The 16,689-nt window shown below is 62.2% G+C and carries 12 protein-coding genes; 7 read left to right on the forward strand and 5 right to left on the reverse strand.

Annotation, left to right across the window (positions count from 1 at the left end):
- Positions 1 to 46: 46 nt before the first annotated feature.
- A complete protein-coding gene (locus LAQ74_RS20075) occupies positions 47 to 826 on the forward strand; it encodes a ParA family protein (protein ID WP_224338509.1) in 780 nt (259 codons plus the stop codon).
- Between the two features lie 173 nt (positions 827 to 999).
- Positions 1,000 to 1,422 (forward strand): DUF8160 family protein, encoded by a 423-nt coding sequence (locus tag LAQ74_RS20080; protein ID WP_224338511.1) that lies wholly within the window; start codon positions 1,000 to 1,002, stop codon positions 1,420 to 1,422.
- A 349-nt stretch (positions 1,423 to 1,771) separates the two neighbouring features.
- Here LAQ74_RS20080 and LAQ74_RS20085 read toward each other — a convergent pair whose 3' ends face one another.
- Entirely contained in the window at positions 1,772 to 2,692 is a 921-nt protein-coding gene (locus LAQ74_RS20085; protein WP_224338513.1) for a transcription initiation factor IIB, read from the reverse strand.
- Positions 2,693 to 2,785: 93 nt separating this feature from the next.
- On the reverse strand, positions 2,786 to 4,129 hold the full coding sequence (gene glmM / locus LAQ74_RS20090) for a phosphoglucosamine mutase (RefSeq protein ID WP_224338515.1): 1,344 nt from the start codon (positions 4,127 to 4,129) through the stop codon (positions 2,786 to 2,788).
- A gap of 643 nt (positions 4,130 to 4,772) precedes the next feature.
- Here glmM and LAQ74_RS20095 point away from each other — a divergent pair.
- Together LAQ74_RS20095 and glmS are read left to right on the forward strand one after the other, a co-directional pair.
- Positions 4,773 to 5,360, forward strand: a complete 588-nt coding sequence (locus LAQ74_RS20095; RefSeq protein WP_224338517.1) for a DUF7344 domain-containing protein — start codon at positions 4,773 to 4,775, stop codon at positions 5,358 to 5,360.
- Between the two features lie 364 nt (positions 5,361 to 5,724).
- Positions 5,725 to 7,551 carry a glutamine--fructose-6-phosphate transaminase (isomerizing) gene (gene glmS, locus LAQ74_RS20100; protein ID WP_224338518.1) on the forward strand — a complete coding sequence of 609 codons (1,827 nt, stop codon included), beginning with the start codon at positions 5,725 to 5,727 and terminating at the stop codon, positions 7,549 to 7,551.
- 200 nt (positions 7,552 to 7,751) lie between these two features.
- Here the strand turns inward: glmS and LAQ74_RS20105 are convergent, their stop codons facing one another.
- Together LAQ74_RS20105 and LAQ74_RS20110 are read right to left on the reverse strand one after the other, a co-directional pair.
- Complete coding sequence (locus tag LAQ74_RS20105) at positions 7,752 to 10,361, reverse strand: hypothetical protein (RefSeq protein WP_224338520.1); 2,610 nt, start codon at positions 10,359 to 10,361, stop codon at positions 7,752 to 7,754.
- 245 nt (positions 10,362 to 10,606) lie between these two features.
- Entirely contained in the window at positions 10,607 to 10,849 is a 243-nt protein-coding gene (locus tag LAQ74_RS20110) for a hypothetical protein (RefSeq protein WP_224338522.1), read from the reverse strand.
- A gap of 300 nt (positions 10,850 to 11,149) precedes the next feature.
- Here LAQ74_RS20110 and LAQ74_RS20115 point away from each other — a divergent pair, with 300 nt between their 5' ends.
- The gene (locus tag LAQ74_RS20115; protein ID WP_224338524.1) at positions 11,150 to 12,382 is read left to right on the forward strand and encodes a sulfatase-like hydrolase/transferase; all 1,233 of its coding nucleotides are present in this window, start codon (positions 11,150 to 11,152) and stop codon (positions 12,380 to 12,382) included.
- A gap of 8 nt (positions 12,383 to 12,390) precedes the next feature.
- Here the strand turns inward: LAQ74_RS20115 and LAQ74_RS20120 are convergent, their stop codons facing one another.
- A complete protein-coding gene (locus LAQ74_RS20120; protein WP_224338526.1) occupies positions 12,391 to 13,950 on the reverse strand; it encodes a hypothetical protein in 1,560 nt (519 codons plus the stop codon).
- A gap of 126 nt (positions 13,951 to 14,076) precedes the next feature.
- Here LAQ74_RS20120 and LAQ74_RS20125 point away from each other — a divergent pair, with 126 nt between their 5' ends.
- Both LAQ74_RS20125 and LAQ74_RS20130 read left to right on the forward strand, forming a co-directional pair.
- A complete protein-coding gene (locus LAQ74_RS20125; protein WP_224338528.1) occupies positions 14,077 to 14,775 on the forward strand; it encodes a polysaccharide deacetylase family protein in 699 nt (232 codons plus the stop codon).
- A 34-nt stretch (positions 14,776 to 14,809) separates the two neighbouring features.
- Positions 14,810 to 16,627 (forward strand): hypothetical protein, encoded by a 1,818-nt coding sequence (locus LAQ74_RS20130; RefSeq protein ID WP_224338530.1) that lies wholly within the window; start codon positions 14,810 to 14,812, stop codon positions 16,625 to 16,627.
- Positions 16,628 to 16,689: the final 62 nt, after the last annotated feature.

The following is a 16,689-nucleotide window of genomic DNA, read 5'->3' on the forward strand; positions in this document are numbered from 1 at the left end:
GAGCACCCGCAACGTTATTGCATCACAGTATGAACTCGCGGCCGACATGCACAGTATCGCGGTCACGAATCAGAAAGGCGGCGTCGGGAAGACGACGATTACCGCTCATCTCGCAGTCGGTTTGGCGCGAAGGGGCCATCGAGTTTTGGCCATCGATCTCGACCCACAGGGGTATCTCACCCGCCATTTCGGTCTCAAGGACGAACTGTATCGCGCGGAGAGGGACAACCTCGCACTACACCTCACCAACGACACCCCAGGCGAGGTCGTTGACCTCGCAGTAGAGACCGACGAAGGAGTCGACCTCGTTCCCAGCAACTACGATATGCGTGGCGTCGCCGACGCACTCTCGAACGCTCGAAATCGAGAACGCCGACTTCAAAACGTCTTCTCGTCGCTTTCGGACGACGCGTACGACTATCTAGTCGTCGACAGTCCACCGAATTTGGGTGTCCTCACCGACAACGCGATTCTCGCGTCTCGTCGCCTACTCATCCCGATACAAGCGGAAGACTCCTCCTTGGATGCGCTAGAGATGGTCCTCGACGAGGTCGAGGAGATTGAAGTGGCGTTCGACATCGACATCGAGATTCTCGGTATCGTTCCGAACCTCGTCCCTCGGGACGGGGTCGCGAAGTCGACGCTCGAGACGATGCGCTCGACTCCCGGTTTGGAGGATCTCGTCCTCCCGTACGAGATCCGGAAACGCGCCGACATCAAATACGCGATGCGTCGAGGCGAAACACTCTACGCCTACAACGAGAGTTCCGACATGATTTCGGTCTTCGACCGCCTCGCCGAGGATGTCGAACGGAGCGTGAATTAAATAATGTACTACGTTACTGCTGTCTCGAGGGGAATCGTCGCCGGAACGAGTAGACGTGATCGAGCGATGCGCTATGGACGTCATCGAACACCACGTAGTCAAACGACACGTCATCGACCTATCTGTCGATGGATACGGTCCCCAGTAGGATCCGGTACTCCGGAGGTGTGGCGATGACGGACGACGACCTCCGGCGGTCGACCCGGCGACTCGGCGACCGATTCGGAACGGCGAGCGACTCATCCGAGGACGACGTCCGAGAATCCGAAACGAACGACGGTCCTCCAGTCGACGACAAGTCGACCAACGATTCCACCGCGGACTCCGCGTCGTCAGCGGCGTCGGACTCCGAACCCGTGTCGGAGCGGTCGAAACAAAACGCGAAACGAGGGATAGAGCCGGAGTGGGTACCGACGACGCTGTATCTCCCCGAACAGACGCGTCGCGAGTTCCGCCGATTCTTGAAACGACTCACACTCGACCATCCCGAAATCGAGGAGGCGCAGAAACGCGAACTGCACGCAGCGTTGATTCAGGTCGGGATGGAGCAGCCCGAGGCCGTCGCCGAGCGGACAGACGAACTGAGAACTGACTGAGGCAATGGCGAGTGATCGACTGATGACGGGTGATCGACTGACGGAACTCGATTTTTGCTAAAAGGATGCAGACCGACGCCTCTTCTCGGCTCCACGGCCAGTAGCCGAGTAAGCGCAGATGGCCTGCGAACCGACATCCGGGCAAGTGCCGGCCCAGCGCCCGAGGGAAGTCCACGTGCGCCAATACAGCAAACATCTGCCATCCCTTTCGTTATATGCTAGTTACCCTGCTGAAACGCCGTCCTAATCGGTGGTAGCGCCGCTCGAACTCGATTCTCAGCCGAGAAATACCGGGCGCTCGTCTCGTCTCCGTCGGAGCGAGGCGGGTCTTCGTCGCCGAGGTTCGTCGCTACGTGACGACCTCCAGCTGCTCGCGATAGCGGTTGCGAATCGTCACGTCCGTCACTTGGGCGACTTCCGCGACCTCGCGCTGCGTGAGATTCGTATCCGTGAGTACGGCCGCGGCGTAGATGGCGGCGGCGGCGTATCCCGGCGGCGACTTCCCGGAGTGAAGCCCCGTCGCGGTCGTCTTCTCCAGAATTTCGCGCGCCTGGGCCTGCACTTCGTGGTTGACACCGAGCTTCGAGCAGAATCGTGGGAGGTACTGCGCGGGGTCCGTTGGCTCCAACTGGAGGTCGAGTTCGTCCGCGATGTATCGGTAGGAGCGACCGATTTCACGCTGTTCGACGCGAGAGACACTCGACACCTCCTCGAGACTGCGGGGTACGTTCCCCTGGCGACACGCCGCGTACAGCGCGCTCGTCGAGATACCCTCGATGGAGCGTCCGCGAATCAGGTCTTTGTTGAGTGCTTGCCGGTAGATGACTGCCGCCACCTCTCGGACGGAATCGGGTATTCCGAGCGCGCTCGACATTCGGTCGATTTCGCTCAGCGCGTACTGCAGGTTTCGCTCGTCGGCGTTCCGTGTCCGAATCCGTTCCTGCCACGTGCGCATACGTGACAGTTGCCGCCGCTTCTCGGAGTCGATCATCCGGCCGTGTGCGTCGCGGTTGCCCGCGCCGATTTCGGTCGTCAGCCCCTTGTCGTGTATCATCTGCGTTATCGGCGCACCGACACGCGAGCGACTGTCCCGCTCCTGTTTGTTGAACGCCCGCCACTCTGCCCCTCGGTCGATAGCAGTCTCTTCTGCTACGAGACCGCACGAGTCACAGACGAGTTCCCCTCGCTCTGTGTCGGTGACGAGCGGCCCTCCGCAGTCCGGGCACTCGTTTCCTTTCTCTCCCGTGCGCTGCTCGACGGTCCGCGTCATCGACTGGTAAGTCAGCCGGATGCCACGTAAGAGCAGGAGTCGGTTTCAGGCGAAACGAAAGCTTACGCGGTTGAACGTTGTGAAACGAGCCGTTCAGTCGGCGGCGTCGACGCTCGGTGCAGGCTCCGTCACGCTGCTGACGATGTCACTCACTTCGGCCAGTATAGCGTCCGCCTGCCGGTCGGTACGCGCTTCCGCGGTGAGCCGAATTATCGGCTCGGTGCCGCTCGCGCGGACGAGGAACCACCCGTCGTTGCGCTCGACGCGGACACCGTCGGTCGTGTCAACAGCGGCGTACTGGGCTGTGAGGCGCTCTTGAACGGTTTCAATCGTCGATAACTCGTCGGCGACGTGAATCGACTTTCGACGGATGGGGTAGCGGTCGATGCTCGAGACGAGCGACGAAAGTGACCCGTGTTCGCGCACGAGCCGCGCCAGTTGACAGGCGGCGAACGGACCGTCGGGACAGAGCGTCTCCTCTGGCCAGATCCACGCGCCGCTCGGCTCTCCTCCGAACACAACGTCGGGTTTGGACGCCTCCGCGGCCACGTATACGTCGCCTACTTTCGTTCGGACGACCGAACCCCCCGCCTCGACGACGGCGTCGTCGACGAGGAGACTCGTGTCGACGGGAACAGCGACCTGCTTTCCGGGACGTATCGCCTCGCGAGCGAACAGCGCGAGCAGGACGTCACCGGAGACGAACTCGCCCGCCTCGGTGACGGCCATCGTACGGTCGGCGTCGCCGTCGTGGGCGATACCGAGGTCCGCGTCGGTGGCTGCCACGAACTCGCAGAGCGACCGACAGTTCTCGGCGGTCGGCTCGCTCGGGCGTCCGGGGAACCGACCGTCGGGTTGGCCGTTGAGCGTCTCGACCGAACAGCCGAGCCGTTCGAGTGCTTCCGCCGTGACGCCGCCGGTTCCGTTTCCGATATCGACGACGATGGTGAGCTCTCCGATAAAATCGAGCGCTGCATCGATTCGGTCGGCGTGAGTTTCGACCGCCCGGTCCCAGGTCCGTTCGCTGCCGTGCTCGTCCCAAGCGGCGAAATCGAACGCTTCGCCGTTGATGCGTCGCGTGACCTCGCGACGCTTCGGTCGGTCGAACGCCTGTCCGCTCGGCGTCCAGAGCTTGAACCCGTTGTCGGTCGGTGGATTGTGTGAGGCTGTGACGGCCACCCCGGCGTCGGCGTTGAGCCAGCCGACGCTCCGAGCGATAGTCGGCGTCGACGTGACGCCGAGGCGAACCACGTCCGCCCCGCATTCGCGTGCACCGGCGCTCACGCCGTCGGCGAGCACCGCTCCGCTCTTTCGAGCGTCGCGCCCGACGACGATCGTGTGCGCATTCTGGGAAGCGAGGGCCCGTCCGACGTCGAGAGCGAGGTCCGTCGTCACGACTCTCCCGACGGGACCGCGTATTCCACTAGTCCCGAACATTACAGTTTCCACCCCTGGAAACGGCATTAGTATACGTTTCCTAACGGGTTCGACGGAACGCGAGCGTGCGGTTGACGACCGTCCTCTGTGAGTGATCGGCGACGTGCTGCCGACAGTTAATTTCTGTTTGTCGGTCCGAATCGTGCCGTGCACCGGCTTTGAGCAAACCTTCGGACTCGTTGCGAACTCCCCTCCCCGTCTCTTCGGTTCCGTTCTTTCCGCCGCTACTTCCGCCGTCGTCGGCGAACAGAACGTCCATCTGATGGGTCGAAAGGCCGCCACGCGTCCGCTGGCTCGGTTCCCGGTCCACCAGCGGCCGTCTGTGCCCGGGCAATATCGGCTTACGAACCACGGCGTTTCTGTAGGTAACCACTACATTTCGATGCTCTACAGTTATGCTCGGACCGATCCACGGTATGCACCGACAAACGTTAGTTTCAATTGATGAAAATTCCCCGTGTGCTTTTCGCGCTCTGTGAAATGGATGGGCGGGCTTATCATGTAATGAGTCGTGATTGATAACTGGTGTGTCAACCATGCAAGCACGGATGCCGTCTCTAGAGCGACGTCTTCACTCGACGAATAGCTCCGGTGAAAATACAGGTCAGACCGGCAGCGACAGCAACGGAAGCGTGTTCCACGCATGAGCGTCGCTGAAAGTCAGTTCAAAGACCAGCTACAGCAGCCTCAGGAGTCCGACGACGAACAGCTCTCCCTCGACGTTATCTTCGAGCTACTGAAGAACCGTCGTCGACGGGACATCTTCCGCTACCTCATGGAGGTCGACCGCACGGTCACGCTCTCCGAACTCGCCGAGCAGGTCGCCGCCTGGGAGAACGACATCGAAGTGCAGGAACTCAACTCCGACCAGCGCAAGCGCGTCTACGTCGCGCTCTACCAGACCCACCTCCCCAAGATGGACAAGGCGGGTATCATCGAGTACGAGCAGGACCGCGGTAACATTACGCTCTCGGAGAACGCGGATCTTCTCAGTATGTATCTCAACAACGACGCGGAAGCCGAAACCGAGTGGGAGAAACGGTATCTCGGCCTCAGCCTCGTCGGCGGTTCGTTCGCTATCCTGTTCCAGTTGGCCGCCGTCGGTCAACTGTTGCAGGTGCTCGTGACCGTCGCCTTCGTCGCGTCGGTTCTCGGTGTCTCGCTCGTCCACGCACGCGACGTGCGCGAGACCCGCCGCGTTGCAGCGGAGAAGTTCTCGCGGATCAAGTAACCCGTTCCGCCGGTCTCTCCGATACGTACTTCTCGCGGCAATTTCGGCTCTGTTCGGCCATCGCGTTCTCTACTGCACAGTTATACTGATTGGCTCGATAACATAACCTGCGCCCGAACCCCGTATCGCCAGTTCGCGTGCCAAGCAGCTCGATACGGTCTCAAAGGGCGCTTCTTCAGCAGATTAGGGCTGGGTTGCCCTCCGTCAATTAGCGTATAACAATGATTGTACCGCGTATAGGCTTGTTCGTTCACTCGACCCTCAAGTCGCAGAACGAAATTACCCATGATACAGGAACACTACACTCCGACGTATCCCGTCGAACGAGTGCCTGCCCCCGGTCGAAAGGGAGGACACGGCTAATATGTGCGGAATCATCGCCCGCGTCGGCGGCGGCGACGGCGACGGCGTCCAGGAACTGCTCCAGGGACTCTCGAACCTGGAGTACCGGGGGTACGACTCCGCCGGTCTCGCGGTCAAACAGCGAAACGGTTCGCGACCGACCGTCGTCAAGCGAGAGGGGAACGTCTCCGAGCTCCGGGACCTCGCCGACGGGCAAGTTCTCGGTCCGGTCGGTATCGGACACACCCGCTGGAGTACTCACGGACCGCCCACCGACGACAACGCGCACCCGCACACGGACTGTCGCGACCGCGTCGCCGTCGTCCACAACGGCATCATCGACAACTACGGTGAACTTCGCGAGCGCCTCGTGGCCGACGGGCACGAGTTCCAGAGCGACACCGACACGGAGGTCGTCCCCCACCTCATCGAGAAGTACCTCGACGAGGGACACGACGCGGAGACGGCGTTCCGCAAGACGGTCGCCGAACTCTCCGGTAGCTATGCGCTCGCGATGATCGTCGAGGGCGACGACGCGGTGTACGCGACCCGTGAGGGTTCGCCGCTCGTGCTCGGCGTCGGCGACGACAGCTACTACCTCGCCAGCGACGTCCCCGCGTTCCTGGAGTACACCGACCGCGTCGTCTATCTCGACGACGGCGACACTTTGGTCGTGACGCCCGACGGGTACACGCTCACCGACGCGACCGGCGCGAACAAAGAACCGGCCGTCGAGACGGTTAGCTGGAACCCCGAACAGGCCGGGAAGGGCGCGTACGACCACTACATGCTCAAGGAAATCTACGAGCAACCGCACTCGCTCCGGCAGGCCATCGAGGGTCGGGTCAAGCCGGAGTCGAACGAGCTCGCGCTCGAAGAGTTCCCGCCGGGGACGTTCGAGGACGTCGATTCCATCCAGTTCGTCGCGTGCGGAACGTCGTACCACGCCGCCAAGTACGCGGTTCAGATGTGTTCGAACAGACAGCTCTCCGCGCAGGCGTTCCTCGCGAGCGAGTACGCGACGGCGATTCCCCACGTCGACGAAGACACGCTCGTCGTCGGCGTCACGCAGAGCGGCGAGACGGCGGACACGCTCACCGCGCTCCGGAAGGCGAAAGAAGCGGGCGCGCAGACGCTCGCAGTAACGAACGTCGTCGGCAGTACCGCCGCCCGCGAGTGCGACAAGGCGCTGTTCATCCGCGCCGGCCCGGAGATCGGCGTCGCAGCGACCAAAACGTTCTCCTCGCAGGTCGTCTGTCTCGCCCTGTTCGTCGAGCAGTACTACCGCGACCGACACGACGGCGAACCGTCGGACGGCTCCGCGGAGATGCTCGCGGCGGTTCGCGACCTCCCGGACATCATCGAATCCGTGCTCGAAGGGAGTTCGGTCCAATCGGTCGCCGAAACGTACCGCGACGTGGACTCGTACTTCTTCATCGGCCGCAACACCGGCTACACGGTCGCGCTGGAGGGGGCGCTGAAGTTCAAGGAGATTACGTACGAACACGCCGAAGGGTTCGCCGCCGGCGAACTCAAACACGGGCCGCTCGCGCTCGTCACCCCGTCGACGCCGATCATCGGCATCATCGACGGGCTCGACAGCGAGAAGACGATCCACAGCCTCGCGGAGGCCAAAACCCGGGGTGCGCCCATCGTCGCGGTGACGAGCGACCCCGACAGCGTCCGCGACTTGGCCGATATGGTGCTCGAAATCCCCGAGACGAACCTCGAACTCGCGGGCATCGTCGCGAACGTCCAACTGCAGTTGCTGTCGTACCACGCGGCGGCGATGCTGAGTCGTCCCATCGACAAACCGCGAAATCTCGCAAAGAGCGTCACCGTCGAGTGACGGCGCTGCCGCTCTCGCGTCTCGAACCCGCCACCCGAAGAAAACCGCACCGCGGTCGGGTGACGTGATTAGCCCGCTGAACTGAGAGGGGTGGATACTGACTGAGGGTACCTGACTGGTGACCCGTCGGTGTGCTGTGGAAGCGGAAGTGTCGGGCGGGTGCCGACGACCGTACCCGTCGGTTCGGGTGTACGTGTGGCCTACTCCTGCTGGTACTCCTTCTGGAGGTCGACGCTCGCACTACCACTCAGGTTGAACTGCGTGATGTCGCCCGAGAAGAGGTAGGCGTCTTTGCCGCCGGCGACGGCGCCGGAGGCTTTGTTCCCGTCGACCTCGTCTTCGGGGTTGATGCTGCCCGCGATATCGGTCTTCTTGATATCGCCGGTGACGCTGACGACGTAGTTGGTCACGCCGTCTTCCGGTCCGTTGATGACGAGCAGGTGCGGGTAGTCGGAGTCGCGTTCGACGTCGTCGCCGCCGGTGTCGCCGCGGCCGTCGTCGGAGCCGACCTCTGCGGGATCGACTTCTTCACCGTCGACCGTGACGACGATGTCCTCACCGTGTTCGAGTGTCTCGAGTTCGCCCTCGAAGTCGTAGGAGTCGGTCCCACCGCCGGCGACGGCGCCACTCGCAGTCTGTGCGTCGATGGCGTCCTCTTTGTCGAGGTTCGCCTCTCCGCCGTCGGTTATCTCGCCGGAGGCGGTGAACGTGTACTCACCGTCGCCGGTAACTTCCAGATGCTTCGAGGAGTCGGCGTCGCCGTCGGTGTCACCGCGGCCGTCGTCGGAGCTACCGTCGTCGGAACTGAGCTCCGAGGGATCGACTTCTTCGCCGTTGACGAGGACTGTCGCACTACCCTCCGTGAAGCGGAACTGAGTGATGCTTCCGGAGAACGAGTACGCGTCGCTGCCGCCAGCGACGGCGCCCTCAGCCGTCGCACCGAGGATGTTGTCTTCCTCGTTGATGGAACCAGCGCTGGTGGGGCCGACGTCGAGTTCGCCGTCGACGGTGAACTCGTAGCTCGCGAGACCGTCGTCGCCGCGTATCTGGACGACGTTCGGACGCGAAATCGACGAGTAGTCGCTCTGGTCGACCGTCTCGCCGTTGACCGTGACGGTGACGTCGTCGGCGTGTTCGAGCGCGTTGAGTTCTCCCTCGAAGCCGTAGGAGTCGGCACCGCCGCCGGCGACCTCGCCGCTGGCGGTCTGAGCGTCGATGGTGTCCTCCTTATCGAGGTTCGCCTTTCCGCCGTTCGCGATTTCACCGGAGGTGGCGAACGAGTACTCGCCGTCGCCGGTGACTTCCAGGTAGTTCGAGAGCTCGGACTCGTTCGGATCGCTGTCGGTGTCGTTGTCGCCTCTGCCGGAGTCACCGTCGTACTCGGCGGGCTTACCGTCGAGTTCCGGTGCTGGGCAGCTACCGCTTCGCGTGATGTTCGCCGTCGCCGCGTCCATGCTGTCGAACAGCGTCGTGTCGCCGGTCACGTCAATCGTCGAATCACGGAGCGTGAAGTTGTTGACGCGCTTGGCTTCGATACCGTCCCGGTCGCTACCGGTCTGGTGGATACAGAGGTTCGAGACGCTCGAGCCGTCACGGCTGACGATGTAGAACGCGGTGTCGCCGTCGGCCGACCCGGTGATGCTGACGTTCTCGACGACGAGTTCACGGGACTCCGGTTCGGAGTCCATCGAGGGTGCGCGATACGGCCAGTCTTTCGGCGGCTTGGACTTGATTCCCTTGACGTCGGTGTCGGTCTGGATACGCGTGTTCCGGACGATCATCTTACCCGCCTCGGTGTCGTGTTTCACCGCACCCGAGGAGGACGACACATCGCTCATGAGGATGTCGCAGTCTTCGATGACGGTGAGGTGACCTTCCTTCATCCAGATGCCGCGCATGTTCAGCTCGCGAGGCGTCGCGCTCGGGTCGTCGCAGACGATTTCGACGCCTTTCACGACGGCGTGCTCGCCACCCGTCCGGACCTGTGCGAGGTTGTTGTTCGCGTAGCGTCCGCCGATGACGTTGAGTTTACCGGCGTGCGCGGAGGCGTAAAGCCCCTCGCGGTCCCACGCGTTCATCTCGCAATTGATAAAGTTGATCGTCCCAGCGGGGTCGAGTTCGGGGACCTCGCCGGAGTCCGGATAGTCGCCGACGATAGTCGGTCGAATCCAGACTGCCATCCCTTCGCCGCCCTTCGAGAAGTCGACGTTCTCGAACGTGAGTTTCGTGTCGGAGCCTTTACACTGCATGTACGCCCCGCCGGCGTCCTCGTCTTGACGGTCGAGGAGTCGCCAGTTCTTCAGCACGTTCGTCCCGGCTTCCGCTCGGAAGATGACGCGGGAGGAGGTCGATCCCGACTGTTCGACATCGAACCCTTCGACGTGAACGCCGCGGGCCTCGTCGAAGTACAGGAGGGTGTCTGCGCCGGAGTGGTCCGGAGCGATAGTCGCGCCGTTCGGAGCGACCATCGCGAAGTTCTCGAGGCCGTCCACCGAAAGCGGACTCAGTCGATACGTCCCTTCCGGGAACTTGACGAGCGTGTTGTCGTTGAGATGCTCTTCGAGGATACTGTTGATCGCGCTGCCGCCGGAGGTGTCGGCGCCTTCGTCGGCGATGTTGACGACCGTATCGTAGTTATTTTCGGAGACTGCAGCCGTCGCGACGCCGCTGGCCCCGGCGCCCGTCGCGACAGCCGCGGCGGCCGCCCCGGCCATCTGCAAATAGGAGCGGCGGCCGAGGAGTAATCCGTCATTATCGCCATCAGTAGTCGACTTCTCTTCTGCCTTATTGACTGCCAGTTCGCGTGCCATGCAGTCGGTTAAGATAAGACTGCAGTTATAAATCTTTCCTAGTTCACGTGATTATGGCACGTTACCTTCTCTATTTACTGAATAAAACTACTAAGATATAATATATTCACTAGAACTGGTATGAGCTACGACATCCTCTAAAACGCCAGCTTCAGGCGCTTTAAGCGGCGGTAATTTGGTATTAAGGGACTCTTACTCGCTTCTATTCCGACTAGAGACACCGTACCTGATATTCTACTGACTTCTTAGCTCTCCATGTACCCGAGTGACCGGAGCCGATCTTGCACCTCTTCCTCGGAGACCGTCTCGAACTCTTCGTCGGTCGCGTCTTCGACGTGTGAGAGGACCTCTTCGAGCACGTAGGTGACGTACTCCCCTGACGTGCTGAACTCCGTGTGTGCGAGTCGCTTCTCGACGCGTGCGACTATCTCGGCGGGGAGTTCGACTGATCGACTCTTCGGGTGGGGTCGGTTGCTCTCGGCGCTCATCACGAATATCGCCACTCCAGGTTGCTTTGTTATGCGATTGTTACCTATTTTCTCTCGTATGTATCTAATTTCTATAACACATTATTGAAATTCAAACATATTCGTTTGCCTGAGTTTCGAGTTCGGTCATCGGCCCTGAAACGGCCCTTCCGACGGTTCGTGTCCTCGAAATTCGACACCGGCTCTTCCCAACAATTCCGTCGCGAGAGGTCGCAAAATACCAGAATATCGCGTATTACCTCACCGAGACTGAACTCTAGACGGACGATAACAAAGCCACCCCTCGTGGACCACGTCCCGATGACCGATCCGCAGAACGTCGTCCTCTTGACCGTCGACAGTTGGCGAGCCGACCACTGTGGTTTCATGGGCTACGACGGGGACACGACTCCAGCACTCGACGAGATCGCGGCGGACGGCCTCGTCTTCGAGAACGCCATCGCGCCGGCACCGGAGACGAACAGTTCCGTCTCGACGATACTCACAGGCCACTATCCGATGAACGAACTCCGGTCGACGGGTATCGATTACACGGAGCGAATCCGCCACCATATGCGGACCCGACAGACGCTCCCCGGTCTGTTCAAGGAGATGGGCTACACCACCGCCGCGTTCACGACGAACCCGTGGACGTCGAGGTTTTTCAATTTCGACACGGACTTCGACTTCTTCGAGGATTTCATGGACGACAACCTCTCGAGCGACTTCATCAAGGACGGCCGTCAGAGCTCCGTCGTCGGCGACCTCGCCGTCCAGATGATGAACTGGGCACAGGGACAGGACATGTTCATGTCGTGGGAGGCGTTCTACGACGACCTACAGGCGTGGATCGACGACGCCCCGGAACCGTACTTCCTGTGGATCTTCCTCGTCGACATCCACATGCCGTATCTGCCCGGTAAGAACTACCGCTCGCAGTCGCCGCTGATGACGTACCCTGCGAACCTCTCGCTCTTCGCGGGGAAGTCGAATCTCCGCTTCGAATCGCTGTTCCACGACGTTCTGGTGCGTGCGTACGACGACACGATTCGGTACACGGACGCGTTTATCGACCGCCTGCTGTCCGACGTCGACGGCGATTCGCTCGTCGCGATACACGCCGACCACGGCGAAGCGTTCGGGGAGGACGGCGTGTACGGACACGGCCCGCTCCTGTCCGAGGAGATGATTCACGTCCCGTTCGTCGTCGCGAACGGTCCACGAGACCGCGTCTCTCGACCGATTTCGCTCCGCCGACTTCCGGACCTGCTCCCGTCGCTGGCGACGACGGGCGAGTATCTACATGCGACCGACGACGTCGTCGGCGCGCGCAACTACGACCCGGCGCTCGCCGTCCGTGGGGAGACCTGGAAGTACGTCTGGCGACCGGAGTCCGAGCGCCTCCTCGACGGTCGTGACGGCGAGTGGAACGAGTTCGACGACCCACAACTCAGGGAGACGGGACGCCGTCTCGTCGCACAGTGGAAAGAGTCCGAACGCGAGCGCGGCCGCATTCACGACGCGGTCGATTCGATGCCGATAGCGCCGTTGTAGCTCCGGAGTCAGCCGTCGACTACGTAGCCCTGCACCGCACTCTGGTCGACACCGGTTATCGCGAGGTCCCCCGACTCGCTCCCGGACTCCAAGAGTTCCCCGCTGAGGCAGTACGGCGGCGACTCCCCGAGGAGATACCGCTGTACGTCCCCGTCCGCTCGCTCGCTCCGGGTCTCGAGTTCGTTCACCTCGCCGAGTTCGACGCCGCAGGTGTCCTCCTGTCGTTCGAGACCGACGACCAGCGGATATCGTCCCGCGACGATCGATAGTTCGTCGAGTCGCGTTCGCGGCGACTCGCTGACGATGATACCGTCTCGGTCGGTCCCTGGTTGCTGTATCTCGACGCCGGTGAGCGCCGAGTTCGCGCGGCCCTGGAGGAGGATTCCGCTCCAGTCGTTCCCATTACCGGTGATTCGGAGGTTCTCGACCGACAGGTCCCAACTGTCTGGGCGTCCACGCAAGCTGGGCGCGTAGAAGTTCTCTGCCTTCGGGTATCTGGCTTTGATGCCGTACGTCGGGGCGTCGATGTGGATTTTGGTGTTCCGAATCGTCGCTCGACCGTGTTCGCGGTCGACGACGATGCCGCCGGAACTCGTCGTCCCCTCCAGGTTGGTGATTCTTATGTCGCAGTCCTCGATGAGGGTGTTGTCGCCCTCTTTCAGCCAAATTCCACGCATGTTTGCCGCCCCGCCGTGCGTCTCGTCGACGCGAACTTTCGCGCCGCGGACGACGGCCTGTGTGTCGCCGTTTCCGCCGCCGACGCGAATCTGTGCGAGTCCGTTGTTCGCGTACTCGCCGCCGAGTATCTGCAGCGGCCCTCCGTGCGCCGACCCGTAGAGCCCCTGCACGTACCAGCCGACGATTCGGCAGTCTTTGAACGTTATCGACCCGGGGTCGCTCGCCGGGTAGATGAACACGGCCGTCCCGTTTCGGGCGCCGTCGGACATGTCGACGTTCTCGAAGAGCAACTCCGTGTTCGCACCCTTGGCCTCGATGTTGAACGCGTGGGTGTGCGTTTCGGAGACGTCGTGGTACCCTTTCATCCGAACGTCTCTGACGACGTTCGTCCCGGCCTCACAGAGGACCTGCAGCCGGGCTCCGGTGTTCTTCGCGGAACTGTCGACGGTGATCCCTTCGAGCCTGAAGCCGTTCACCCCCGAGAACGACATTATGGTCCCGGTGAAACCCTCCGGCGGTCGTATCACGGCGTCGTCGCCGACGATACCGAAGTTGCGCAGTTTCTCGAAGTTCAGATAGTCCTCGACGCGGTAGACGCCTTTCGGGAAGTGCAACAGCGTGTTGTCGCCGGCGACGCGGCCGAGCAACTCGTCTATCGGTCTTTCCTCGTCGAGGTCCGCGCCGGCTTCCGTGACGTCGACGACGGTCTGGTACTCGTTGCTGTACGGTATCTCGTTCTCTTGGGAGGTTTCGTTCGCGGGGGTCGACGTGGCGGTCGATGGTGAGTCCGACTCGCCGCACCCGGCGAGACCGACACCAACGACTCCGGCGGAGAGGGCTTTCAGATAGCTTCGTCGGCGTAGTTTGCGGTCTGGACTCCTCTCAGTCACGCTGTGCTATCTATCTGGTTAGGATATTGTTATCCCTCACCTACCCCTCGTCGGTTCACACACCGGTGACTGATGACACGTTAATGCCCACATTCCAAAGCCCGACTCGCTCGAATCTGCGGGCCGATGGAGTTTACCTTCGACGAGTACGGCCGTCTCTTGGACTCGCTCATCGAGGACGGGTACACGTTCACCGACTACGAGCGGATGCCGTCGCGCGGACAGGTTATCCTCCGGCACGACGTCGACTGGTCGCCCGAAAAGGCGCTTCGCATGGCTCGCATGGAGGCCGACCGCGACATCCGCGCGACGTACTTCTTTCTCGTCACGACGCCGTTTTACAACGTCCACGCGAGGGATATCCGCGAATCTATCGCCGAGATCGAAGCGCTCGGTCACGACATCGGACTGCACTTCAGTACGCACGAGTACTGGCGCGAGGAACCGCTCGAATCCGACCTGATTCGCCGCATCGACGGCGAACGGCAGGCACTCGACCCCGTCGTCGGCGATCTCGCCGAGACTATCGCGTTCCACATCCCTCCCGAATGGACGCTCGACCGCTCGTTCAACGGGTTCGTGAACAGCTACGAACCGCGGTTCTTCAGCGCCGTCACCTACCTCGGAGACTCCGGACAGCGGTGGCGCAGCGGCCATCCGTTTGAAGAGGAGATCCCCGAGCGGATGCAGTTGCTCACCCATCCCGGTCTGTGGGGAGACGCCGACGCGACGTTCGAGGAACGGCTCGAACAGCAACAGGAACGCCGATTCGACGCGGTTCAGGGCTTTCTAGCGTCGGAGTTCCTCTCCGAAGGTGGCGATTAACAATGGCCGTACCTCACGACCTCTGTAACTAGTTATGAGTTTCAGACAGGCCGACGACGAGGCACCGGGCGGAGGGGACCTCGTCGCGACCGGGCTTCTCGCCGTCGGGTTCTTCGCGCTCGCGGGGGCGATTCTCTACGCGCGAAGCAATCCAGCGACGGGGTACGAGCTCTCGATATACGCTGGAACGCCCGTCGGCGTTTGGGCGGCCATCGGTGCCGCACTCCTCGTCGCCGCAGTGTACGCGCTGTTCCTTCCGAGGGGGACGACGCGCCTCTGGGCGCTCGTCCTCGGCGGGAGCGCAGTCACGACCGTCGTGGCGATGCCGCTCGTCCGCGGCTACTTCTTCGTGGGCGTCGGCGACTCGCTGAGTCACCTGGGCTGGGCGCGCTCGATTCAGCGCGCGACGATTCTGCCCCAGCAGATGTTCTATCCGAGCATCCACAGTCTCACCGACGCTATCAACCTCGTCGCGGGGATGGGGCTTCGCCGCTCGATGATGCTCGTTGTCGTCGTCACGCTCGTCGCGTTCCTCATCTTCGTTCCGCTCACGGCCCGCGCGATGACCGGAAGCAACCGAGCGCTCGTGTTCGGCGCGCTCTCGGCGTGGTTGCTCCTGCCGCTGAACCACGTCGCGGTCCACCTGATGCCGCATCCGAGCACGCAGGCCATCTTCGTCGCCACCATCGCGGTGTACCTCCTCGTCCGCTACGTCCAGAGCCCCTCGGATAGCGCCCTCGGCAGCCCGATGGCGTTCGGAACGCTGTTCTTCCTCGCCGGTGCAGGAGTGGTGCTGTACCACCCGATGCAGGCGTTGAACCTCTTCATCCTCTGTGCGACGGTCGGACTCATCCAGTTCCTCGCACGCAGACGGGCGATGGACTCGGTCGTCGCCGGCCACCAGCCGATCTACGCGCAGACCGGCGTGCTCGGTCTGTTGCTGTTCTCGTGGATGGTTCCGCGAGAACGGTTCCAGGACGCGTTCGAAGGCGTCTACGTCGACATCATCCAGGGTTTGAACGTCGGTAGCCAACAGATCGAGAGCACGGGTGGAGGTGCCACGGGCGTCGGTGCGAGCCTCGAAGAACTGTTTCTCAAAATCTTCCTCGTCGCGGCTATCTACGCCGCGCTCACGGGGCTGTTCTTCCTGCTCACGTCGACCGGTCGGCTCGACGACGACGTGCGGAGCCAGTCGCTCGTGCTGTACCTCGGCGCGGCGTTGGTACCGCTCGTCGGCCTCTTCGGCGCGTACTTCCTCGGTTCGCCGACGCTCGGCTACCGACAGCTCGGCTTCATCTTCGTCGTCGCGACCATCGTCGGCGCGGTGGCGCTGAGCAAACTCGTCGGCGGGCTTCAGAGTCGACTCACGTTCGACACCGCTCGGTCCGTCACCGCCGTCGTGATGGTCGCGATGCTCGCGATGTCGATGGTCGTCGTCTTCCCGTCGCCGTACGTCATCAAGACGACACAGCACGTCTCCGAGCAACAGTACTCGGGCTACGAGACGACGTTCGACCACCGCAACGAGGAGGTGTTCTTCTCGGCCGCCGGCGGCGGTGCCGAACGCTTCTCCGACGCGGTGTACGGCTTCGAGAACGTCACCGAACCGTCCGGGCCGCCGGTGGGCGACACGACCGTCTCGGGCGGTAATGTGAGCAACGTCTCCGGGGTGTTCACCGGCCCACGGTACTTCGTGACGACGGAGGCGGACTACCAGCGCGAGATACTACTGTACAACCAGAAGGAGTACTCGCAGGACGAGTTCGAGTCGCTGCCGACGCAGCGGCAGATGAATCTCGTCCAGTCCAACGAGGAGTACACGCTGTACGTCACCCGCGACGGGTTCGAGTAGTTGACGTCCCGTCACCGTTCGACCCGCAGCGCCTTTCAACGACCAACTACTCGCCGGTTCTC

This window comes from Haloprofundus halobius (assembly GCF_020097835.1).
GTDB classification, from domain to species: Archaea; Halobacteriota; Halobacteria; order Halobacteriales; family Haloferacaceae; genus Haloprofundus; species Haloprofundus halobius.